Origin of the sequence: Roseofilum halophilum BLCC-M91, from assembly GCF_030068445.1 — a bacterium.
GTDB lineage: Bacteria > Cyanobacteriota > Cyanobacteriia > Cyanobacteriales > Desertifilaceae > Roseofilum > Roseofilum halophilum.
Map to the genome: position 1 here is coordinate 1 of NZ_JAQPOK010000027.1, position 23627 is coordinate 23627.

Consider the following 23627-nt stretch of genomic DNA (forward strand, 5'->3'; position numbering starts at 1 on the left):
AATAAAATTAGTGAATCGGTAACACCTTCTGAATCCTTGCAAAGAGTAGTAGAAGCACCGACTTCTGACGATATCACTGAAACCGAGAATGTTAGTGAATCAGAAACGCCTTCTGAAACTGTACAACGAGCAGTAGAAGAAAGTGCTTCTGGCGAGATTTCAGAAGCAGATAGTATTACTGAATCTCCAGCAGTTTCTGAAACCCTGCAAAGAGAAGTAGAAGAGAGCATTGCTGACAATATTCCAGAAGCAAATAAAATTAGTGAATCGATAACATCTTCTGAATCCTTGCAAAGAGTAGTAGAAGCACCGACTTCTGTCGATATCCCAGCAACCAACAACATGAGTGAATCAGAAACGCCTTCTGAAACTGTACAACGAGCAGTAGAAGAAAGCGCTTCTGGTGAGATTTCAGAAGCAGATAGTATTACTGAATCTCCAGCAGCTTCTGAAACCCTGCAAAGAGAAGTAGAAGAGAGCGTTGCTGACAATATTCCAGAAGCAAATAAAATTAGTGAATCGGTAACACCTTCTGAATCCTTGCAAAGAGAAGTAGAAGAGAGCATTGCTGACGATATCACTGAAACCGAGAATGTTAGTGAATCAGAAACGCCTTCTGAAACTGTACAAAGAGTGATAGAAGAGAGCATTGCTGACGATATCACTGAAACTGAGAATGTTAGTAGATTGGAAGCTTCGTCTGAACTGGTGCAAAGAGGAGTAGAAGAAAAAGTTTCTGCCGATGTTTCTGAAACTGAGAATGTGAGTGAATCAGGAATGCCTTCTGAATCGGTGCAAAGAGTGGTAGAAGAAGGGGGATTTGAGTCTGGTGCGGAGGGGCAAAGTTTAAGAGGTTCTGATGCTAGGTTGAATGCTAAAGGTAATGTGTTGAATCGATTGTCTGCATCCGATCGCCTATTGCAAGGTCGCTGGGATGATGGTGGACAGGGTTTGATGAGGGGTGGGGGGCTGTTGGGCAGAAGGACAAAATCCCTGAATGTTAAACAGTCTGGGTTTTTGCCTGCGGGGATCTCTATGGGTGCTAAGGGGCAAGTTTCGAGTAGTGATTTGACCAATCAACCTCGAAATTTGGAGCGTTTAATTCAGGAGTCTTTGAAGAGTCGCACTGAGTTGAAGGAAAAGATTTCTCGACGTAAGGCTAGTGGGGTGAAGCCGATTAGTAAGAATGAAACAGAACTTTATGAATATTCAGAAAAGGTTACAGAAGAGGAGGAGGAGGAAGAAACAGAAGAGGATAAAACGGATGTGGTGGAATTGTTGGCTAGGGAGGTTTATGGGTTAATTTGTGAACGATTGGCGATTGAGCAGGAGCGATATGGGTCTTTTTACTCTGGTCGTTTGCCTTGGTGATTTGGTTAAATGGGAAGGATTAAGGATTAAGGAGCGAGAAAATGGGACTTTCGGATGCTTTAAAGTCTGCGACTAAGGGTGCGGTACTGACGGGTGCAGATTTGCTGATGATGGAGCAAGCTATTGAGGTTGATAAAGAACGAGAAGATACTTATGATATAGTTGAGGCCGAGAAGCAAAAAGCGGCACTTAAACTCTATCAGCAGCAGTTTCTACAAGGGGATATACGCTTAGTTAAGGCGGCGTTGATTCCGAGGGATGGGGAGGCAGCCGATATTATTCGCTTTATGTTTAATCCGGAGGAATTGCGGTTTAATCGGAGTGTGAAAATTGAGGATATGCAAGGGGCAAGGACGGAACGGGGTTTGCCTAAAGTGAATTTTGGATTTGTGGAACCTTATAAGCTTACGTTGTCGAATTTAATTTTTGATACTTATGAGTCGGGTACGAATGTTTTAAGGGAAATTCAACCGCTTTTAGATGCGGTGGATTTTAGTTCGTTTAAAGATCCGTTTGATGAACAAACGGTTAATGTAAATGGGAAAAAATATTCTTATCAGGAACGGACGTTGGCGGTTTCTCTGGGGGATTCTATGGTGTCTTCGTTTACGAAGTCTGTTAGTGGGGTTGATGTTTATGGTTTGGAGGAATATGGATCGGAAAATCTTTCTAAACAGGCGATTGAGTTAAGACGACCACCTGTGTTTTATTTTATCTGGGGAGATAAGATTTATATGCGTTGTATGGTGGAGTCTTTGGACTATAGTTTGAATATGTTTCGTCCCAATGGGATTCCAGTACGAGCGGTGGTAACTTTGAATTTGAAAGAGGTCGATCTTGGGGTGGCGAGTCGTAAGTTTAGCGAACGTCAGAGTTTTGTTCAAGGGGCTAGTTGATAGGGATGCAGATTAGGTTGTTTTGAGGAATTGAGATTATGGGTGATGAGACGCTGTTTGTTTCGACTCCGATGGTTGAGATTGAGGGAGCTACTGAGGAGGAGATGAGTCGCTTTATGCGGGATATTTTGCAAATTTCGGTGGAGGAGAGTTTGCATTTACCGGGGATGTTTACGCTGGTGGTTAATAATCCTTATAGTCCGTTGGATGATGAGACGGAAACTTGGCAACATGATGGTTTAATTCAAGTTGGTAAGAGGGTGAAGATTGGGTTTATTGGCAGTACGTCGGAGGAAAATGAACAGGCGAATCAGGATTGGTTGATTGATGGGGAGATTACGGGGATGGAAACTCATTTTACGAGTTCGACTCAAGCGCCGATTGTGATTCGAGGGTATGATTTGTCCCATCGTTTGCATCGAGGACGTTTTAATCGTTCGTTTCAGGATTATACGGATAGTGATATTGTACGGAAGATTGTGCGGGAGATGGGGATAGAGGGGGGAAATATTGATGATAGTGGGAAGACGCACGCTTATGTTTTCCAGGAAAATCAGACGAATATGGAGTTTTTGCGGGAGAGGGCGGCGCGAATTGGGTTTGAGTTGTTTGTGCAGAATGGGAAGTTGCATTTCCGCAAACCGACGGAGAGTGAGGTATTGCAATTGGCTTGGTTGAAGGAGGTGGAGAGTTTCCGGGTGCGGGTGACGAGTTCGGAGAAGGTGGATGCGGTTGAGGTGCGGAGTTGGGATTATCGGTATAAACGGCCGATTGTGGCTAAGGTCGATCGCCACAATTTAATCACTAATGTCGAAGGTAAGGGTGAGGGCATCATCGACACGAGTGATAATAATGACAGCAGTATCCATTTTATTGAGGATAATTTTGGCTCTAATTTACCGTCTCCCCGGTTGATTGTGGTGGATAAGCCGGTGTCGAGTCCGGAGGAGGCCGATCGCATGGCTCAAGCGATTTATGATGAGTTAGGAGGGGAGTTTATCTATGCGGATGCCCATGCAAACGGAACTCCTCTGATTCAGGTGGGTAAGGTGATTGAGCTAACGGGAATGGGGCGCTACAGTGGCCGGTATTATGTGACGGAAACGCGCCATCTCTATTATCAAGGGGTTTATACGACGGAGTTTAGTGTCCGGGGATTGCGAGGGGGGTCTATTTTTGATATTTTATCGCCCCAAAGTCGCCTGCGGCCGGGACAGACGCTGATGGTGGGTATTGTGACCCATAATCGAGACCCGGAGGGATTGGGACGAGTGCGAGTTAAGTTTCCGACACTGAATCCGGAACCCGATGGCAGCTCCCATGCGAGTCAGTGGGCAAGGGTGGTGAGTGTGGGTGGAGGTAAACATCGCGGGTTTGATTGTTTGCCGGAAATTAATGATGAGGTGTTGGTGGCGTTTGAACATGGGGATGTGCATCGGCCTTATATTCTGGGTGGGTTATGGAATGGACAGGATAAGCCGCCGGAACCGGTGAAGCGGACGATTTCCGATCGCGGAAAAGTGCGCCTAAGAACGTTCAAAACCCCCAGCGGCCATACGTTGCAGTTTGTGGAGGAAGACCAATATGCCAGTCGTGACGGCATTTATCTCCGCAGTAGTGGCGGTCATGAGATAGAACTTAATGATAGCGATCGCGCCCTAGAAATTACCACCAGCGGCCAAAACAAAATTCGCTTTGATGACCGCAACCAGCGCATCGAAATCCAAACTAGAGGCGGCCATCGCTACATCCTCGATGATACCCGGCACAAGATGACCCTGCAATCCACCGGAACCCTGAACCTCAATAGCTCTAGAGGCGTGCAAATCAACCCCGGAGTTGGGCAAGTCGGGGTATCTGGACATCTGAGCAGTCACACCCTGACAACCGGACAACTGACGATCGGATTGGGGGCAAATCAGGTTAATGTAGGAGAGGCGATCGCCAACTTACAACACCAAGTTAACCAACAGCAGCAAAGCTTCCAAAACTACATCCAACAGCAACAAACCCTCGACCAACGCCAAGATATGGCCAGAGCGCAACTCGCCCAAAACCTGCAACAAGCCCAAAACCAAGCCACCCAACTCACCCAAACCCAACAACAACTGCTTCAGCAACAACAAGCACTTCAGCAAGCCACCCCAAGCCCAAGTCCAAGTCCAACCCCCTAAACCCAGAGTGCCCAACTATGAGACAATATAACCCGTGTTCTCCAATGAGATCCAAACTGGAAATGCCCTCTCCCTATATCCCTCTCCCACGGGAGAGGGACTTGTTCTCCCGTGGGAGAAGGGGTTGGGGGATGAGGGCACAATGCTCCGGTTCCATCCCAAACATCCCCCCATCCCTTGAGTGACCTATCTTGGCCCTTATGGCCCCTCCTCCCCCTCTATCCCTACGGTCAACGGCGCACCCTACGCCAAGAAGTCGTCAAAGACACCATCTGGACATTTGACCAACTTCAAGGCATCCTCTACGTTGCCGTTCCCATTCGCATGACCATCATTAAACTCTCCTCTGGGGGGTTACTCGTCTATGCACCTGTTGCGCCAACCCGCGAATGCGTGCGACTCGTCAATGAATTAGTCGCCCTCCATGGAGACGTTAAATATATTATTCTCCCCACCGTCTCCGGACTCGAACATAAAATCTTTGTCGGCCCCTTCGCCCGTCGTTTCCCCCAAGCCCAAGTGTTTATTGCTCCTCACCAATGGAGTTTTCCCCTTAACTTACCCGTGACCTGGCTAGGGTTGCCGCCAAGCCGCACAGAAATTTTGCCCGCCCACAGTAGGCAAACCCCATTTAGTGCCGAATTTGACTATCATACGCTCGGCCCCATCGATCTCGGCACGGGACAATTTGAAGAAGTGGCCCTACTCCATCGGGCCACGGGTACAGTCTGCGTCACCGATACCATTATCTCTATACCTGAAAATCCACCGGCGATCGCCCAATTTGACCCCTATCCCCTCCTCTTCCACGCCAGAGACACAGCCTCAGACCCCATTCAAGACACCCCAGAAAACCGCCGCAAAGGATGGCAACGCATCTGCCTCTTTGCCCTCTACTTCCAACCCAGCGTCCTCGAAACCCCCCAATGGTCAACCGTCCTTAAACAAGCCATCAGCGCCTCAGACCGCTCCAAAAAAGCCTACTTCGGACTCTTCCCCTTCCACTGGAAACCCCACTGGCAACGGGCATTTCAACCCCTACAAGACCGGCTCTGGGTCGCCCCCATCCTGCAAACCCTGATCCTCAACCGCGCTCCCCAAGAAGTCCTCAACTGGTCTGAAAAAGTTGCCCGTTGGGACTTTCAGCGCCTCATTCCCTGCCACTTTAGCGCCCCCATCCGCGCCACCGGTTATGACTTCCGACAAGCCTTTTGCTTTCTCAAACAGCATCCCCTCACCCCCTATTCCTTACCTCCAGAAGACCTGAAACTCCTGCAAAATATCGATCGCAACTTATCGCAACGCCGCATTGTTCCCCCAGCGCAACCCAAAATATAAAGTTTTGTAACGAATTGCCGTATCCTGGGGCGATCGCCTGATAAAGCCCTAACCACAAGGGGAGGTCAATATGCTAACCACTCAGTATTATGTTAATCTTAAATATTTGAAATATCAACTTAAATTCCACTTATGCTACCTAAAGCGGATTTGCTCAAAGGCGTTGAACATCGAGAAGAAATGGCCCAAATTTTGGATCGGGCAGAACGAGCGATTAAAACTTGGGAAGTAGTAACGACAGACTTTTTATCGCCTGCGGTTTTAGCCGAATGTGAAACAGTGTTTAAGGGGTTGACAGAAGTTAATTTAGTATCTTGGGGGGGATATCCACAAGCGGAACGAAAACGGTTAGGCATTGCGCGGGAAGAACTGCCTTTACAGCCGGAAAATGTGGAAATTGCCCTATTGGAAATTGCGGGTAATTTTCTATTTGATACGGCAACCCATCGAGACTTTTTAGGGGCGATGTTGGGTACGGGAATTGTGCGGGAAAAAACAGGGGATGTAATTGTTTTAGGGGAGCGGGGAGCGCAAGTAATTGTGGTTCCGGAATTAGTAGAATTTCTAGAGATGAATTTAAATCAGGTGCGCTCGGTTCCAGTGAAAACCCAACCCATTGATATCGGGGAGTTGAAGGTAAGAGAACCAAAACGCCAAGAAATGACGACAGTAGAAGCATCAATGCGTCTGGATGCGATCGCCTCGGCCGGGTTTCGCGTCTCCCGTAGTAAAATGGTGCAAATGATTGAAACCAAGGATGTGCGCGTGAACTGGAAAGAGATTACCCAAGCCAGTTATACAGTAAAACCAGGAGATTTAATCGCCATTCGCGGAAAAGGACGGTTAGAGGTAAGCGATGTAGCGATCACCAAAAAAGAGCGCTATCGGGTGCAGATGGTTCGATGGGTTTAGCCTTGGGATTATTACCACTTAAATTCTTCGATTTGGGCGAAGTGTTCCTGAATCAGTTGATGGGGAAATTGATAGCGATCGCCGATTTTCTGGATCAACCCCTTACTACTAGCATAATTCAGAAAGCGCTGATAATCCCAAGGCATCAGATTCTCGCGATAGAGGCGATAGCGCAACATAAATTTTGGCAATAACCGGAAACTAAAACTTAAAATCCCAATCCCTGCCAAAACCGCACCGAGCATTAACCCCATCATCAACCCTAACCCTAATCCTTCCACTAAAGCCGCAATCCCCCCGCAGACGATCCCAAATAACAACGCCGTCGCGCTACCCACTCCCACTTGGTAATCCCGGTTTTGTTCCAGGGTTTGAAAATAACCCGTATTCACATCCGAAATCGCAAAACTGGTGCGATTTTCCTTTTGCATCCATTTCGCCAAAGCAATTAACCAATGTTTCGTCTCTTCTGGTTTCGGTTGTTGCTGAGGTCGATACCATTGTCCTTGAGAATCGGGACTTTCTTGGGCTAATAGACGACGAAGATAGGCATTAAAAAGATAGCGATATTGTTGCTCTGAATCCGAAATTCTAGCCCAAGCATGGATTAAAATTTCTTCATCAGCTAGGGTCATTAAATTCAGAAACAAAGGAGTTTTTGCCAACCCCATTAAAGCTGTATCTTCGCGCAAGTTATGCCATAGTTCCCGACTTCTCGCCTGGAATAAATACTCTTTGATCTGGGTGAAATTTAAGGGCTTTAACCAAACTGCCCCCTGAAGCTTGAGCCGAGTTGGAGAGCGCTTATAGGAATCAATTCTTGATGCCAAAATCAAGTTGAAGGACTGTTGAGTATTGCTTTGGAGTTCTTTGATCGCTTGTAGGGTTTGATTTTGACGATCAAAAGATAGGGTATCCAAATTATCTAAGAGAATGAGAATTTGTCCTTGAGACAACCATTTTTGAGCCAGTTTACGGGGTAATTGATAGTTGAGACCACATTGCCCAATGAGCCAGGTGTTTAAGCTGTATTTCTGCCATTGGGACAAATCAAAGAGCAGGGGAATGGGTTGATGGCTATAGGTTTGGGCCCTAGCGATCGCCTCATCTGCCAATTCTAAGAGGGTGGTGGTTTTGCCACTACCGATATGACCGAGTACCACCCAAACGCCCCCCGTTTGATCGAACAGATTAAACGGACTCGTATTTGGGTCTAATTGGGTGGTAGGCGCACCACTGAGTTTCACCTGAATATCCCCCGGCCGTCTCGCGCCTAACGGGTTCGGTTCAGTGCTTAAGGAAGTGAGTACCTGATGATGTAAAGACTGACTCAAATTCGCCTGAACATCATGGCGTACCTTGAGAAGGAGCTTCTGTCGAATCCGAGTCTGCTGGCGATCGCCAAAAGTCATGATCGTACTAAGATGTCGCAAGGACAGCGATAGGTTTTCGTTATCCTACCAGGTCTGGGATGTATTGCCTGCTGGGATACTTCGATCATGGTCATCCTTTCAACTTCCGTCAAGAATCTGGCTCAAAGTCTCGATCTTCCCCTAGGAGTCGATGACCGTCCGGTAGTATCGTCGTCCGATCGATCGTAGCATCCGTCAGATCTGCGGCTTCCGATCGAAATAAATTACATCGTTCCAGACGAGACTGGTGGAATTGAGCTGATTTCAGTTTTGCCCCTTGAAGATTCACAGCATAAAGATTCGCCTCCTGTAGATTGGCATAGGACAAATCCGCATTTTGCAGGTTAGCATAGGATAAATCTGTACATCTTAAGTCAGCATAACGGAGGTTAGCCCTGGAGAAATTAGCCGATCGCAATCGAGCATGAGATAAATTAGCTCCATGGAGTTGAGTATCGCTCAATAGACTCCCTTCTAAATCCACACGGGCTAAATTACCTTGACTTAAATTGCTATAGGGCAGGTAAGCTTGACTTAAGTTACTCTCTTGCAAATCAATTTTTCTTAAGTCAGCATCAAATAAGTTCAATTGCTGTCCCTCAATCCGTTGAAAATCTCGTCTTCCCTGTGCATATTGTTTGAGTAAAGCCTCTGAGCTGATTTTCTCCATCTTGCTTGTTATCTTGGAAACAGTACATGATTTACTGCTCGATTCCAGGCAACCCTAAAATCATAAGTAAAAATGCTTATTAAATTACTAAAATAACTTACCTTGCTTCCGTGGAAATCTTAAGGTTTCATAACTTTTTTTTTAGATTTGTAACGTAAACCACTTCTATTTTAAGATAACCTCACCCACAACCGCCCATGTCTCCATCTAACTCCTCTTACGACTCCATCGCCCAACACTATCATCAACGCACCAAATACGACCCGGAAACCATTGGTCAAAAAAATCAGGGACTCAACTGGGACAATCAACCCATTCCCTTCAAAGAGTATAAACTGGGAACCGCCATTGACCTCAAACCCTATCTGAGTCCCGATACCTCAGAGCGAGACTGGCAAAACCTATCCCGCTTTCTCCTCTGTAGCTACGGCATTACCGCTAGGGTTCCCACCCTCATGGGTGAATCCTTCTACCTGCGTTCCTCCCCTTCTGCGGGCGGATTATATCCAGCCGAAGTATATCTAATCTCCCAAGGCTCATCCCTGCTCAAACCCGGTCTCTATAACTATCAGTGCAAAACCCACAGCCTGCTGCACTATTGGGATAATCCCGTTTGGGAGAGCCTACAAGCGGCCTGTTTTAACCATCCTGCCTTAAACCAAACCTCTATGGCGATCGCCCTCACCGCCATCTTTTACCGCTCCTCCTGGCGCTATCAAGACCGGGCCTACCGGCGCATATGCCTCGATAGCGGTCATCTTTTAGGCAACTTAGAACTCGCCGGAGCCATGTACGGATACCGCCCCTATCTCCTTGGCGGATTCACCGACGATCGCATCAACGAACTACTCTATCTCGATCCCGAAACCGAAGGAACCCTCGCCATCCTCCCCCTAGTCCCCTACACCAAACCCGACATTCCCCCACCCTCACCTCCGAGCGCTCTACCCTCCGAGACCCAAACCGACTATCCTCCCCTTCCAGAAGGCAAACTTCTAGAATACCTCCATCAAAGCACCCGCATCCCTAAAAATCCCCCCCCCAAACCCGATCCCGCTCCCCCAGAATTAGATGATAAATACAATTTCCCCTTTTGCTTAAAAGTCTGCACCAAAAGCCGACCCCTAAACCTGGGAGACTTAGGGAGTACCCCTCCTCGTCGTACCACGGATGAAGCCCCTTCCCTAGAAAATACCATCCTCCAGCGTCGCTCCACCCGTTCCTATACCGGCGCTGACCTCTCCTTAGCCGAATTACAAGCACTCTTGGACTTTACCTATCAACCCCAACACTATCAAGAGCAATTTCTCGATCCCACCCCTGACTATTTCGACCTCAGTTTACTAGAAACCTTTATCGCCGTTTCTGGGGTAAGTGGATTAGAAGAAGGCTGTTATTATTATGCCCCCAGAGCGCAAGAGCTACGGCAAATCCGATTTAAAAACTTTCGCCGAGAGCTGCATTATCTGTGCTTAGGACAAGACTTAGGTCGAGATGCGGCTGCGATTATTTTTCATACCGCCGACCTAGGGAAAGCCGTAGCGAAATATGGCGATCGCGTTTATCGTTACCTGCATATGGATGCCGGTCATCTCGGACAACGGCTTAACCTGGCTGCCATTCATCTCGGCTTAGGAGTCAGTGGTATTGGTGGATTTTTTGACGATCGGGTGAATGAAGTGCTGGGAATTCCCGTAGATGAAGCCGTCATCTATATCACCACCCTAGGTCGTCCGCGCCGATTGGGTTAACGATCTCATTTTAGCTGTGTCACGGCACGACTCTTCTAAGGATTGGGGGGAAATTGGGATAACCAATCTTCTCCAATTCTTAAGGTTAAATCGGAGCTTAAGTCTCCGGTAGATGTGACTTCTAATGTGCCGATCCCCAACTCTTCTAAGAGAATTTTACCTCCTTTTAAATCTCCTTTTTGAACAACGACTTGAGTCGTTCTTAAGGGATGGGGCCAATCGGGGATAAAATAGAGATCATAATAACCTTTGGATTCTAAATAATTAGCGACTTTATTGGCTAATTCGGGTTCGGTGGTGGCGTTTTGAATGGCAATTCTGAGGGTTGTGGGGTCTCGACCGGTGGAAACGCTATAATCGGGGGTATCCCAAACGTTTCCCATCCAAAATTGCTGAAAATATTCTCGGAGGATGCGATCGCGGCCATCATCGTCCATAATCCAATAACTGGTATTCTCGAAGGGGGAGAATTGGGAAGAACCGGGGAGCATGACCATTTTCAGGGCCTCTTTGTCCATGTGCAGGGTAAACTGCATCAGAGCAATTCTCTCTTCTGCGCTCAAATTGGTATCGATATAGGGTTCCATGGTTCTCAGCACTTGCGGAAGTCGGGGAATGACCACGGGATTTTTGAGCCGTTGCTCGATAGCCTTGAGGAGTAATTGTTGACGCTGTACCCGACCAATATCACCGAGTGCATCCCCCCGAAAGCGGACAAAATCCTCCGCTTGTTGACCGTTGAGGGTTTGCCATCCGGGAAGGAGTTCAATGGTTAAGCCTTGGGTATAATCGATGTAGGACATGGGTTTGGGGACATAAACCTCTAGTCCTCCGAGGCGATCGACTAATTCGGTTAATGCTCCTCTTTGAATGCGAATGTAGCGATCGATCTCAAGCCCTTTCAGTAGCCTTTCAATGGCATTAATAGTGACATCTGGGCCACCTAAAAAGTTGACTTCATTAATTTTGCGCGTTCCCAGTTTGGGGACTTGCACTTGGGTATCCCTGGGAATGGAGAGCAGGTTAATGGTTTTGGTTTTGGGGTCAATACGCAAGAGCAATAGGGTATCACTGCGACCACTAAAACCAGGATTGGAGCCTCCATCGACTCCCATGATTAAAAGATTCATCGATCGCCTGAGACGATATTGAAAAGGATAACCCAAATTCACCAAAGGCGCTTGCTCTTGCGGTTCCTCTTGCACCATGGTAATCAGTTGTTTAGGGACTAACAAAGCGGCGATCGCCCCCAATGTGGCGGAAATCAAGGCAGTGATAATAATTACATAGCACCAGAATAACACCTGATTGGCTTGGATTATCCTAGAGCCACGATCCCATGAATCTTTGTGAGAAGAATAGTCAATCAGTCCAGACAAGTCCGTGAACCCATACACTCAACGATCAAAGGCTATTGTGACACATCGCTCCACATGCATCGTATATTGATCGATTAACAGATACTCTTAGCGAGAAAACTGCTATATGACGCAAATTCTGATTATTGGCTGTGGTGTCATTGGGGCAACGATCGCCTATGAACTCTCCTCGATACAGGGCGTGCAAATTACCGCGATCGATCGCACCCCTGGCATACAAGGCTGTACCAGCGCCGCCTTGGGAGTTCTGATGGGATGCATTAGCCAGAAAACCAAGGGTAGAGCCTGGCAGATGCGACAAACCAGTATTTGCCGCTATGATACCTTAATCCCGGAACTCGAAACCCTCTGTCAGCAACAGATTCCCTATAACCGCCAAGGGATTTTGATGCTGTGCAGTGATGAAAAAAAGTGGCAGCAAAAACAGAAATTAGCCCAAACGCGCCAGAGTCAAGGATGGGATCTACAACTTTGGAGTCGGGAAACCCTGCAAGATCGATGCCCCCATTTGAGAGTCGATCGCTGTTTGGGAGCCGTGTATTCTCCCCAAGATCGCCAGGTTCACCCCAAAATTTTAACCGAATGTTTGATTAAAGCGGCGCAAATGCGAGGGGTGCGGTTTGAGTTGGGCGAGGAAGTGGTTAATCTGGTGGCGGATGATGGGGGTTATCGGGTACAAACTCCATCCCACCAATGGCAAGCGGATCGCGTGATTATTGCTGCGGGTTTGGGCAGTCCATTTCTAGCCCAATATTTGCATCCTCCCCTCGATATTCGCCCAGTTTTGGGCCAGGCGATCGCCTATGAAGGGCAAATTTTAGGCGATCCGGAGTTTCAACCGGTGATTACCTCTGGTGATGTGCATTTAGTCCCGTTAGGAGCAGGACGCTATTGGGTGGGCGCTACGGTGGAATTTCCCGATGAAGAAGGTGAGGTGATGGCAGATGAGCAGTTGCTTGATGACGTGATTGAAGCGGCGATCGGCTTTTGTCCGAGTCTCCAACATTTAAAGATTACCGAGCAATGGTCAGGTTTACGTCCCCGTCCCCACAACCAACCCGCTCCCATTATTCGTCAACTTCCGGGTTACGAGCAGGTATGGCTTGCTACTGGTCATTATCGTAATGGGGTATTATTGGCTCCAGCAACTGCCCAGATTCTCAGGAAGAATATGGGAATTTTCAATTACAATTGAGAACCTCGATTATCTTTAAAGGTTATGCACTAATCTTAGCAAATTAGCGGAACTTAATCTTACCAACCGGATATGGCGCTATACTGTATAAAGCAGTCAACTGGCTATGGCTACTGACGTGGCAACTCTATTGCAATTAACTACAGAAATCCCCTTAAATACTTGGCTATCTGCTCCCTGGGAAGCCTTTGTCCAACAGGCTGACGCTCCAGAATCAGATCGGCTCAAAGGCTATTACTATCAGGGAAGGATGCGATTTGAACCCATGTCTACTGGCTCCGATCATTCTAATGACCATGCTTTAATTCTGTTTGCCCTTTCCTTTTTTGCGGCTAATCAGCGCATACCGATGACAGCAAAAGATAATTGTTCTTATCGCCGAGCTGGAGTGACGGAATTTCAACCGGATGCGTCCTATTATATTGGTGAAAATGCGGATGTTATTCCTTGGGGAACTCGGGTGATTGATTTAGAGAGTTATCCCTTACCGAGTTTGGCGATCGAAATCTCGGATAGGTCTCTAGGGGACGATTTGGGCGCGAAACGATTGCAATATGAGGAGTTAGGGATTGAGGAATATTGGATTGTGAATGTACAAGAGCAGGAAATAATTGCCTTTGCGATCGCCCCCGATCGCAGTTCTCGACGCATCCGTGAGTCACAAGTGTTACCAGGATTGCGCCTAGAAATCCTAGAGCAAGCCTTAGCGCGATCGCGTCAAGAAAATCAGTCTGCAACCACCGCTTGGTTAATGGAACAGTTCTGAAGGCGATTTACCCATGTTTAATTTTTTCGGCTGTTGCCGACATGAAAATTTTTAATTGATATGACGACTCTATTGCAATTAACTACAGAAATCCCCTTAAATACTTGGCTATCTGCTCCCTGGGAAGCCTTTATACAACAGGCTGACGCTCCAGAATCAGATCGGCTCAAAGGCTATTACTATCAGGGAAGGATGCGATTTGAACCCATGTCTACTGGCTCCGATCATTCTAAAGACCATACTACTCTTATTCTCAGCGTTGGCTTATTTGCCACCCTGCAAGGTATCCCGATTAATGGCCATGATAATTGTTCCTATCGCCGAACTGGAGTATCTGAATTTCAACCGGATGCGTCCTATTATATTGGTGAAAATGCGGATGTTATTCCTTGGGGAACTCGGGTGATTGATTTAGAGAGTTATCCCTTACCGAGTTTGGCGATCGAAATCTCGGATACGTCTCTAGGGGACGATTTGGGCGCGAAACGATTGCAATATGAGGAGTTAGGGATTGAGGAATATTGGATTGTGAATGTACAAGAGCAGGAAATAATTGCCTTTGCGATCGCCCCCGATCGCAGTTCTCGACGCATCCGCGAGTCACAAGTGTTACCAGGATTGCGCCTAGAAATCCTAGAGCAAGCCTTAGCGCGATCGCGTCAAGAAAATCAGTCTGCAACCACCGCTTGGTTAATGGAACAGTTCCAAGCTTAACCTTACAGTCCCAAATCTGGGTTTTCTGGTGCTGGGGTTGCCGGTGCTGTCGTCCCTGGGTTGTTAACTTGCGCTAACAGCGCTCCATCAATTTGTGCTTTCAGTTCTGCATCTGTCCCTAAATTACGGGTAATCTCATTAAAGCGCGTGGGGGTAAAACCATATGCCGCATTAATCTCCTTGGCTTGAGTACAGAAGTTAACCACGACTTCCATCACATCTGAAGATAAACCGGAAAGACTCTGGGGATCGTTACAGATAACAATCGGCGCTACACCACTATCAACTAAGGTTTGCACCTGGCCGAGGGCGACTTGGCGCATGGGTTCAATTTCGAGGATTACTTTGGCATAATTTTGCACTTCTTCCGGAGTCAGGGTCACGGGATCAACGGGAGCAGGAGAGGAGCTGCTCTGCTCTGGAGAAGAACCACAAGCGGTAGCGGCGATCGCTAAAGTGGCGATCGCCCCCCAACTGCAAATTCTTTGTCTTACATTCACCATCTGTAACTTCCCCTTAATCTTCATCAACTATGCCAACAAATCAACCAACACTTGGCGCACCCGCTCCAACTCTTCTGGAATAATTTGATGAGCCATATCAAACTCCTCATAGGTTACCGCAATTCCTCGGTTTTGTAACTCCTCACAGGCATTTTTTCCCTTCTCCAGGGGAACCACCGGATCGAAACGACCATGAAAAATAAACACTCGAGGTTGATAAGCAAATTCCACTTCTGCATGTAAATAACCACTCATGCAAATCAACCCCGCCAACGGTAAAGAAAACCCCACATTCAGGGTCATTCCTCCCCCTTGGGAAAATCCGGCTAAAACCATTCTTTTTAGGGGAACTCCCGTTTCTTTTGATAAACCTTCTAAACATTCTTTAAGCTGCTGATAGGACGCTTGCAGTTGTTGAGGGTTCGGAAAGTTTAAATCGTACCACATTAACCCTCCCGGAACTTGGGGATGGGGAAAAGGTGCATTAGGAAAGATAAACTGATAGTCCGGTAAATTCAAGGCTTCAGCTAACGGGTATAAATCGGGTGCATTTGCCCCCCAACCATGGAGGAAAATCACTAACCCCTGGGGAGGTTGGCTAGAGGAGACAAATTGCAGATAATCAAGAGACATAAGTAATCGGTAATCAGTAATGGTTTTGATTTGAATCTTGGATATTTTGCTCTACCTTGAAAAAAGTTTTGATTAGTATTATATACAATTTCAGTAATCAGTGGGGGACTTACGGCGAATTAGTTTAACTCGTTTGGGTTCACTATGATATCTTCTGCAATCACATCTTGAATGCGATCGCTCTCTCCTCGCAATAATAAACAATCATCAGCTTCTAATTGCATGGCTGCATCCACCGGATTATACAGTTTCCCATGGCGACGGACAGCTTGAATAACCACCTGATATTTTTCCCAAATCCCACGGGGAGTCAGTTGAATCAAATCAGAAGTATCAGAAAGGGTTAACCAATGGCTGATCCCCTCTAATAGGGCGCTACGGCCCTCCACTAAATCGCGAAAAGCAACGATTTCTTCGGGTTTACCCACCACTAATAATCGATCGCCCGATCGCAAGGTCATTCTATTTTTGGGATAATAGATCAGATCGTCTCCTTGCTGAATCGCCATCACCGTGACTCCGGTTAAATGACGGATATCGGTTCCGCTTAGGGTCATCCAATCTAAGGATGAAGTTTCCGAAAGTTTCACCCATTCATGGTGCAGAGATTCAGTGGCATCATTAATCCATTTCTGTTCTAGTCCCACCAAGTTTTCCGGGCGCACACTTTGATAATGATCCCGGTGGATCGCTTGAATCACCGATTGAATCGCCCATTGAGATTCGCCCAAAGTGGAGAGTAAATGGGCCCCCATTTCTAGGGCAGCTTCAAATTCCGGTTGTACGACTTCTTGGGCCCCTAATTGGGTAAGGACATCAATTTCACTATTATTATGGGAGCGAGCAACCACATCCAATTCCGGGGCAAATTCGAGGGCCCGTTTGAGGAGCAGTCGGGTACTAGCGGGATCGGGCAGGGCGATGGCCATTGCTTTAGCAGTTTCTAAATGGGCTTTTTCTAAGACCAATTCGGAGTCCGCATCGCCGAAAATATAGGGAATATTTTGATGTCTTAACCGTTGAATGGCGGCTTCACTATTTTCGATCACCAGGAGGGGATAGCCTTGATTGTGCAAGATTCTAATAATGGCTTGCCCCACGCGCCCATATCCGGCAACGATGACATGATTTTTTAAGGTTTCCGGTAAGGAAATAGATTTAACTTCTTGTTGACTTAGCAGTTGATTGAGTCCAGGAATTTTTTCAATTGATTCGGCTAACTGGGGAGCCAAGCGAATACTAATCGGGGTGATAATGAGGGTAATGGCAGTTGTGCCTAAAATGAGTAGGTATTTTTCGTTGGTTAACAGTCCCAGATCGAGTCCTTCTAGGGCGAGGACAAAGGAGAATTCACCAATTTGATTTAAGCCCAAGGCGGCGATCGCGGCGGTTTTGAAGGAATAGCCGAATTTGAGGACGATGGGGAAAATAATTAGGGCTTTGCCGAACATCACCATCATGACTAAGCCTAAAATGATGCCAAAGTTATCGAGCAAAATTTGCGGATCGATTAACATGCCGATGGAGGCAAAAAAGAGGCTGGCGAAGGTATCGCGCAGGGGGAGAACTTTGGCCAAGGCTTGATCGGCGTAGTCAATTTCGGCAATCATTAAACCGGCGACAAAGGCTCCCATTTCAATGGATAATCCCAAATGGGCGGTTACTAGGGCAACGCCTAAACAGAGGGCAATGGTAGTTAGGAGGAAGAGTTCGCTGCTTTCGGTACGGGCGATGGTTTTGATCAGGGGAGGAACAACCCATCGTCCGAGGGCGATCGCCAACGCTAAAAAGATGGTAACTTTCAGTAAGGCGGCTCCTAATGTGGGCCAGAGGTTTTCCGGGGCATCGAGAGCGGGTAAAATGGCTAACATTAACCCTAGGGCTAAATCCTGGGCAATTAAAATCGCCAGCATCACCTGTCCATGAAGGGTATTGACCTCTCCCCGCTCCGTGAGAGTTTTCAGTACCACAGCCGTCGATGAGAGCGATAAAATTGACCCCAGGAAAATCCCCTGAGTCCAACCACTCACCCAACCGAGGAGGAAAGAGGCGATCGCCACTAAACTGATGGTTAAGCCAATTTGTAATAAACTGCCTTGAATGGCAATTTGTTTCACCCGCTTTAATTCTGCCAGGGAAAACTCAACCCCCAAAGCAAACAACAAAAAAGCAACTCCAATCTCCGCTAAAGGCTTAATTTGTTCCGTTTCTGCCAGCAATTGCAACCCAAAAGGCCCCACCACAAACCCACTAACCAGATATCCTAAAAGTACCGGTTGTCGCAACCGAGTGGCCGCATAACCTCCCAGGGCAGAAGCGCTCAAAACAATCGTTAAATCTAGAATAAAGTGATGATCGGCTGCCATTTTTTTATATTTGAGATGGATGGGTGGACGAATATTTTGTGATTAGTAAATAAAGATACCGCCCGTACTTTGAATATCAATCACCCGACCCACACCATCACCGACGCGATCGGGTTTGTCCGTGCGAAGAACTTCAAACGTAATCGATGAACCCGAATGTATGGTAATGTTGTATTCAAAGCTAATCTCTGCATTGCGCTCATCTAAGGGAAAATAACCAATGGAAATATTAGGCTCTGGATCGCTCAGAACTAAACGCTCTGTTTCTCCTGGATCTAAGGACTCTGGCGCTTGCATGGGCGAGTCTGTGGTCAAACCGTAATCTAGGGTCAGACCGGTCTTGTTCACCAACTCAACCGTCATCGGAAATTGGGGATTATCAACACGGGCGATCGGTTGCCAAAAACCTTCCTGATAGGTACTTGCGGGAGGCGTTTGACTCACCGCCGTCATTCCCATAGAGAAAAAGAAGGATAACCCTAAAACTATTTCAATTCCTGTTTTGAGCATGTGTAATAAACTGTAGGACACTGCTCTACAGTTTATCATTTTTAGGGACATCCGATCCATTTTTTTGATTTTTCTCTTCAGAATCCATCGGCTCCTCCCTCTCTTCTGAAGGGAGAGATTTAAGAGGGACAGGGCTAGGAATAGATCTTTTTTTATTGGCTTGAAACTGGACTAATAACTCTAAATCTTTGAGGGCTTTTTCTGCTTTTTCCACTTTGTCCACCAGAGAAGTTGCTACTTGACTTCCGGTTTGGGCAAATTCAGTAAATTCCTGAATTCTTTGGCGAAAGCGATTAGCAACCCGTTTCATTTGTTGCCCCGCTTCAAAGGTTTGGGTCACCAGTTGACTAATTTCTGAGCTGACACTACTAAATCCTCTCATTTCTGAACTCATTTGATTGGCAATTATGGCCAATTGAACCGCTAGATGGCGCACCTGTTGACTCACTCTTTCAATCAGTTTTGAAGTATCATCAATTGTTTGCAGTTCTTCTTCTAATAAGTCCCCTGTTTTCACAATTTTATCCATTTGATTACAAATAACACCGACTCCAGAAGACGTAGCACGAAAAGCCCGTTTACCGGATTGGGATAAAATTTTGCCAATTTGAATAAATCGATGATTCAAATCTGCCACTTCTTCATTCTTGCGAACCAATTCCTGTTGCTGTACTTCCAACAGTTGATTGCGTTCATGGATGACGGCCAGTTGATCTTCAAGCAGTCGAGAGTAAGCTTCAACTTTTTGATGTTCTCGTTCTAGTTTAATGGTATTTCTTTGGGCTTCAATTTGTTTGTTTTCAATTTCCCGATTTAAGTCAGATAGAATTTGAGATTGAGCGAGAATTAGAGTTTGAAATTCCAATAAAAAATAAGCCGAAATTCCGGGAACACTCGGTTCTTGAAAAACCACGACTATCGGTTCATAAATCACGTTAGGATCGCGGGATAAGACGATATTGACGGCTGTACCAATTTTTTCAGTATAGGAAAGTTGTAAACATTTTCCTTTGGTTTTCATATTATTTAAGAAGTATTGAATCGGAGTTTTTAAGACTTTTTGTGTACCGTAGCTTTCACTCAAGTGTTCATAAAATAAACGCCGGGAAATCATTCCTAACAGGCGACCGGGTGTGGCGATAATTACCCCTGCTAGGTCTGGCCGTTGATCGAATTGAGTTAAGACAACTTGGGTTAAGGTTGTCGGACTGACTTGAAAATCTTGGAGATTTAAGTCAAGTAAGCAGGAATCAAGGGTGAGTTGAGCAGAATGGCTCATGGGTAATGGGTAATAGGTAATGGGTAATAGGTAATAGGTAATAGGTCATGGAGTTGTTTTTAATATACTCTAACCTATTCCCGTTTATTCCCTATTCCCTAGTGCGTAGCGCACAGAGCAACCGTAAGATGACCAATTGATGGCTTGTTGAAAATGGGGATGTTGGAGTAAGGCGGTGGCTGATGGGGGGATCAGGGGTCGGGAAAAGAGATAACCTTGTCCGTATTCACAGCCGAGCTGTTGCAGTTTGGAGCATTGAGCTGGGGTTTCGATGCCTTCACAGACGAGTTGCGCCCCCAGGTTATGGGCGAGGGTGATGATAGTTTGGGCGATCGCCTCTTTACTCCCATCGGTTTCAATCCCATCGACAAATTCCCGGTCAATTTTAATCTGGTCTAGAGGCAGTTGGTGCAAGCGACTGAGGGAGGAGTACCCTGTGCCAAAATCGTCAATCGACAGTTGCACCCCTAATGCTTTGAGCTGATGTAAGATAGACGCATCAAGTTGGGAGCTTTCCAGAAAGCTGGTTTCAGTAATCTCTAAGTTTAAGCAATGACCGGGAATTTGGTGCGATCGCAATAATTTTTCAATTTGCCCCACCAAATTAACCTGTTTCAGTTGCAATAACGACAAGTTCACATTCAACACAATATTCAAACCTTGGGGGATCTCCGCTCGCCATTGCTGCAATTGGCTGCAACTTTGCTCTAATACCCACCAGCCCAAGGTACTAATTAAGCCAATTTCCTCTGCAACGGGAATAAATTCCCCCGGTGAAATCCATCCTTTCTTAGAATGTTGCCATCTCAACAAGACCTCAAATCCTTTTAATCCCCCCGTCCTTAAACACACGACCGGTTGATAGCATAGGGATAACTCTTCTAATTCTAGGGCACGAGTGAGATCGTGTTCTAGCTGCAACCGAGCTAAAGCACGGGGATGCATGAGTTTTTCAAAGCAGACAAACCTGCCTCCCCCTTGGGCTTTCGCCTGATACATAGCCAAATCTGCATCGCGCAAGAGTTCTTCGGGGGACTGATAATCTTGATGACCAAACGTAATGCCAATACTTGCACCCAAGGAAAACTCATAATCTCCCATCCGGAAGGGAGTACGCATTAAGGAGACTAACTCTTCTGCGGTGGCGATCGCCTGTTGTGGATTGGTTAGGGAAGTCAATAAAACCGCAAATTCATCGCCTCCAAACCTTGCCAATCGATCTTTCGGACTGTCGGGATCGATACTAAAACAGGGGTCTAAAGTCATCCCACTCAGACAACCTTGTAATCTCTGAGCCACCTGTTTTAATAAATCATCTCCCACTAAATGCCCCAAACTATCATTAATAATCTTAAACCGGTCTAAATCAATAAAGAGAATCCCATAGAGTCCAGTTTGCTGAACTTGATAAGCATGAATGACCTGCTCCAGATGGTCAATAAACCAAGCCCGATTTCTTAAACCAGTTAATTTATCATGGTAAGCATCATAGTGCAGTTGTTCCTCGGCCTGACGACGAGCGGTAATGTCTTCTACAGTTCCCTCATAATACACTACATTTCCTTCTTCATCAGCAACTGCTCTTTGCGTTTCTGAAATCCAAATGATTTCCCCATCTCGACGATAAATTTGAGACTCAAAATCATAAACAATGCCCTGTTGTTGGGTTAGTTTTTTGAGTTGTTGACGGCGATTAGGGTCAACATAAAGTTGCCGATCGATATTGGTCAAACCCTCAATTAAGGCTTCTGGACTATCATATCCATATAAATGGGCTAAAAACCGATTTGCACTTAAATAACGGCCATCTGGGGTACTCTGAAAAATTCCTTGACTAATATTTTCAAATATGCTTCGATATTTTAACTCACTTTCCCGTAGGGCACATTCTGCCTCTTGACGTTTGAGTTCTTGGTGATGGGCTGTAATAAAGCGAGAAATATCCTTAGCCATTAACTCAATCATCTCACGATCGGCTTCGGTAAACGGTTGTTCCCGCACTTCTGAAGACAAGAAACTGAGAACACCATAAATTTTATCTTCTACAATAATTGGAGTGCCTAAGTAGGATTCCAGATTTAAATTCTTATAGGGAGGACATTCTCGCAGTTGGGGATGTTCGGCAATACAGCCACAACTCAGAGTTTGTTGATGATAAATAATTTCTGAACAGTAGGGGTCTGATAAGTTAAAACAAGTTCCTGGTTTTAATTGGGGAAAATCACTTTCTACAAATTCTAAGCAAATAATCTGTTGATTGACATTAGCAATAAATCCCGTAGTCAGTCCAAACAATTGGCATCCTGCTTGTAAGTAGGCGGAAAACAGTTCTTCAAAATCATGATAATTGCCGGTACTCAAGCGGTGGAGATAGGTAAGCCGGGTACTAAATTCAGAGAGTTTTTCGGCTTGCTGGTAACGTTCTGTTAAATCTAAATCAATACAGTATATTTCGGGTTTTCCTTTCCCATTGTAAAGGAGAACATTGCTGCAAAAAATAGCGATCGAGTTTTGATGCTTATTTTTGATAATTAATTCTTCTGGAGGGATAGAAATTCCTTGGGCAATCCAATTGTGATAGTCTTGGCGTAGACTTTGGGCTGTTTCGGGAGAAAGGATCAACTCTTCTAGGTTTTTGCCGATCGCCTCTTCCGCCTTGTATCCGTATAAATTCTCACTCGCTTTATTCCAGAAAAACACATTCAGATCTTTATCAAATCCCTGTACCGGAATTAAAGGCACTTCTTCAAATAAGCGCCGAAATCGTTGCTCGCTTTCCCTTAAGATGGCTTCACCTTGACATCGTTCAATGGCAATTCCAGCCAACCGAGTCGCAGACTCCATCAGTTTTTGATGTTGCTCTGTGGGGACGCTTGGAAATCGAGCATAAAAGCACAATGTGCCCAACACCTGATTTTGTAAAGAGAGGATCGGAATTGACCAGGCTGCTTGCAAGCCATAGGCTAAGGCTAAATCTTTATATTGGCTCCAGAGGGGATCGGTGGCAATATTTTCTACGATTACCGGTTCCTTGCGATAGGCGGCTGTACCACAAGATCCGCAGGCTTCGCAGATCTCTAAACCATCCATTACCCGGTTATAATCGGGGTGCAATTGGGGCGCTGCACCCAACCTTAAACAGTTGCTGTGGGGATCGGTGAGCAGGATTGAGCCGAGCAGTTCTGGGGCTTGACTTTCTAAAGCATGAATGAGTAAACTCAGGGTTTCTGAGAGGGGAGCATTTTTGGCGATCGCCTCTAGCACCTGTTTTTGTCCATCTAGCCACAGTTCCTTGTATTTGCGATCGCTAATTTCGGTAACAGTTCCCATCATCCGATAGGCATGATTCTCATTATTTTTAAATACCATTCCCCGATCGAGTACCCAAATATAGTGTCCATCATGACGACGCAGCCGAAACTCTAATTCATAACTGTTTCCTGTTTCTAAGACCAAATGCATCATTTCTTGATGCTTGTGTCGATCCTCTGGATGAATCAAGCAGAGAACACTCTCAAAATTTGCTTCTATTTCCTGGGGGTTAAGACCCAGAAGCTCATAGAGTTGGTCATTCCATATCACCTTGTCCGGTTCTATATCCCAGATCCAAACCCCATCCGTTGTGGTTTCCATCATCAAACGGAATTGAGCGTCTTGGATTTCTAGATGGATTGGTTGCATTCCCCCACGATCCTTGTTCTTCATGTATCCCTGAGCAGAGCTTTTCTTCAATTCCAAAAGATGACCTCCCCAAGTCA

The 23627-nt window shown here is 46.2% G+C and carries 17 protein-coding genes and 1 pseudogene; 9 read left to right on the forward strand and 9 right to left on the reverse strand.

Going from position 1 to position 23627, the window contains the following annotated elements; translation table 11 throughout:
- From PJF56_RS03480 to PJF56_RS03500, 5 genes and pseudogenes are all read left to right on the forward strand, one after another.
- Positions 1 to 1371, forward strand: a pseudogene (locus PJF56_RS03480) (hypothetical protein); the annotation flags it as partial.
- Between the two features lie 41 nt (positions 1372 to 1412).
- A complete protein-coding gene (locus PJF56_RS03485; RefSeq protein WP_283761255.1) occupies positions 1413 to 2267 on the forward strand; it encodes a CIS tube protein in 855 nt (284 codons plus the stop codon).
- Between the two features lie 35 nt (positions 2268 to 2302).
- Complete coding sequence (locus tag PJF56_RS03490; RefSeq protein ID WP_430540870.1) at positions 2303 to 4441, forward strand: VgrG-related protein; 2139 nt, start codon at positions 2303 to 2305, stop codon at positions 4439 to 4441.
- A gap of 177 nt (positions 4442 to 4618) precedes the next feature.
- Complete coding sequence (locus PJF56_RS03495) at positions 4619 to 5779, forward strand: DUF4336 domain-containing protein (protein WP_283761257.1); 1161 nt, start codon at positions 4619 to 4621, stop codon at positions 5777 to 5779.
- A gap of 132 nt (positions 5780 to 5911) precedes the next feature.
- The gene (locus PJF56_RS03500) at positions 5912 to 6691 is read left to right on the forward strand and encodes a photosystem II electron transport protein, Sll1252 family (RefSeq protein ID WP_283761258.1); all 780 of its coding nucleotides are present in this window, start codon (positions 5912 to 5914) and stop codon (positions 6689 to 6691) included.
- An 11-nt stretch (positions 6692 to 6702) separates the two neighbouring features.
- On the opposite strand, the gene PJF56_RS03505 is transcribed toward PJF56_RS03500, so the two are convergent.
- Together PJF56_RS03505 and PJF56_RS03510 are read right to left on the reverse strand one after the other, a co-directional pair.
- The gene (locus PJF56_RS03505; protein WP_283761259.1) at positions 6703 to 8103 is read right to left on the reverse strand and encodes an NACHT domain-containing protein; all 1401 of its coding nucleotides are present in this window, start codon (positions 8101 to 8103) and stop codon (positions 6703 to 6705) included.
- 109 nt (positions 8104 to 8212) lie between these two features.
- Positions 8213 to 8773 (reverse strand): pentapeptide repeat-containing protein, encoded by a 561-nt coding sequence (locus tag PJF56_RS03510; protein ID WP_283761260.1) that lies wholly within the window; start codon positions 8771 to 8773, stop codon positions 8213 to 8215.
- 197 nt (positions 8774 to 8970) lie between these two features.
- On the opposite strand from PJF56_RS03510, the gene PJF56_RS03515 reads away from it, so the two are divergent.
- Complete coding sequence (locus PJF56_RS03515) at positions 8971 to 10524, forward strand: SagB/ThcOx family dehydrogenase (protein ID WP_283761261.1); 1554 nt, start codon at positions 8971 to 8973, stop codon at positions 10522 to 10524.
- A gap of 35 nt (positions 10525 to 10559) precedes the next feature.
- On the opposite strand, the gene PJF56_RS03520 is transcribed toward PJF56_RS03515, so the two are convergent.
- A complete protein-coding gene (locus PJF56_RS03520) occupies positions 10560 to 11903 on the reverse strand; it encodes an LCP family protein (RefSeq protein ID WP_283761262.1) in 1344 nt (447 codons plus the stop codon).
- Between the two features lie 106 nt (positions 11904 to 12009).
- Between PJF56_RS03520 and PJF56_RS03525 the strand changes: the two genes are divergently transcribed.
- The 3 genes from PJF56_RS03525 to PJF56_RS03535 all read left to right on the forward strand — a co-directional run bounded on the left by PJF56_RS03525 (position 12010) and on the right by PJF56_RS03535 (position 14578).
- Positions 12010 to 13098 (forward strand): NAD(P)/FAD-dependent oxidoreductase, encoded by a 1089-nt coding sequence (locus PJF56_RS03525; RefSeq protein WP_283761263.1) that lies wholly within the window; start codon positions 12010 to 12012, stop codon positions 13096 to 13098.
- Between the two features lie 106 nt (positions 13099 to 13204).
- A complete protein-coding gene (locus tag PJF56_RS03530; RefSeq protein WP_283761264.1) occupies positions 13205 to 13864 on the forward strand; it encodes a Uma2 family endonuclease in 660 nt (219 codons plus the stop codon).
- Positions 13865 to 13924: 60 nt separating this feature from the next.
- Complete coding sequence (locus tag PJF56_RS03535; protein WP_283761265.1) at positions 13925 to 14578, forward strand: Uma2 family endonuclease; 654 nt, start codon at positions 13925 to 13927, stop codon at positions 14576 to 14578.
- Between the two features lie 2 nt (positions 14579 to 14580).
- On the opposite strand, the gene PJF56_RS03540 is transcribed toward PJF56_RS03535, so the two are convergent.
- The 6 genes from PJF56_RS03540 to PJF56_RS03565 form a co-directional block, all read right to left on the reverse strand.
- On the reverse strand, positions 14581 to 15081 hold the full coding sequence (locus tag PJF56_RS03540) for a DUF4168 domain-containing protein (protein WP_283761266.1): 501 nt from the start codon (positions 15079 to 15081) through the stop codon (positions 14581 to 14583).
- Between the two features lie 27 nt (positions 15082 to 15108).
- Complete coding sequence (locus PJF56_RS03545) at positions 15109 to 15714, reverse strand: alpha/beta hydrolase (protein WP_283761267.1); 606 nt, start codon at positions 15712 to 15714, stop codon at positions 15109 to 15111.
- Between the two features lie 119 nt (positions 15715 to 15833).
- On the reverse strand, positions 15834 to 18080 hold the full coding sequence (locus tag PJF56_RS03550) for a monovalent cation:proton antiporter family protein (protein ID WP_283761268.1): 2247 nt from the start codon (positions 18078 to 18080) through the stop codon (positions 15834 to 15836).
- A 42-nt stretch (positions 18081 to 18122) separates the two neighbouring features.
- Positions 18123 to 18611, reverse strand: a complete 489-nt coding sequence (locus tag PJF56_RS03555) for a hypothetical protein (RefSeq protein ID WP_283761269.1) — start codon at positions 18609 to 18611, stop codon at positions 18123 to 18125.
- Between the two features lie 4 nt (positions 18612 to 18615).
- Positions 18616 to 19869 carry a hypothetical protein gene (locus PJF56_RS03560; protein ID WP_283761270.1) on the reverse strand — a complete coding sequence of 418 codons (1254 nt, stop codon included), beginning with the start codon at positions 19867 to 19869 and terminating at the stop codon, positions 18616 to 18618.
- An 84-nt stretch (positions 19870 to 19953) separates the two neighbouring features.
- Complete coding sequence (locus PJF56_RS03565) at positions 19954 to 23550, reverse strand: EAL domain-containing protein (RefSeq protein WP_283761271.1); 3597 nt, start codon at positions 23548 to 23550, stop codon at positions 19954 to 19956.
- Between the last annotated feature and the right edge of the window lie 77 nt (positions 23551 to 23627).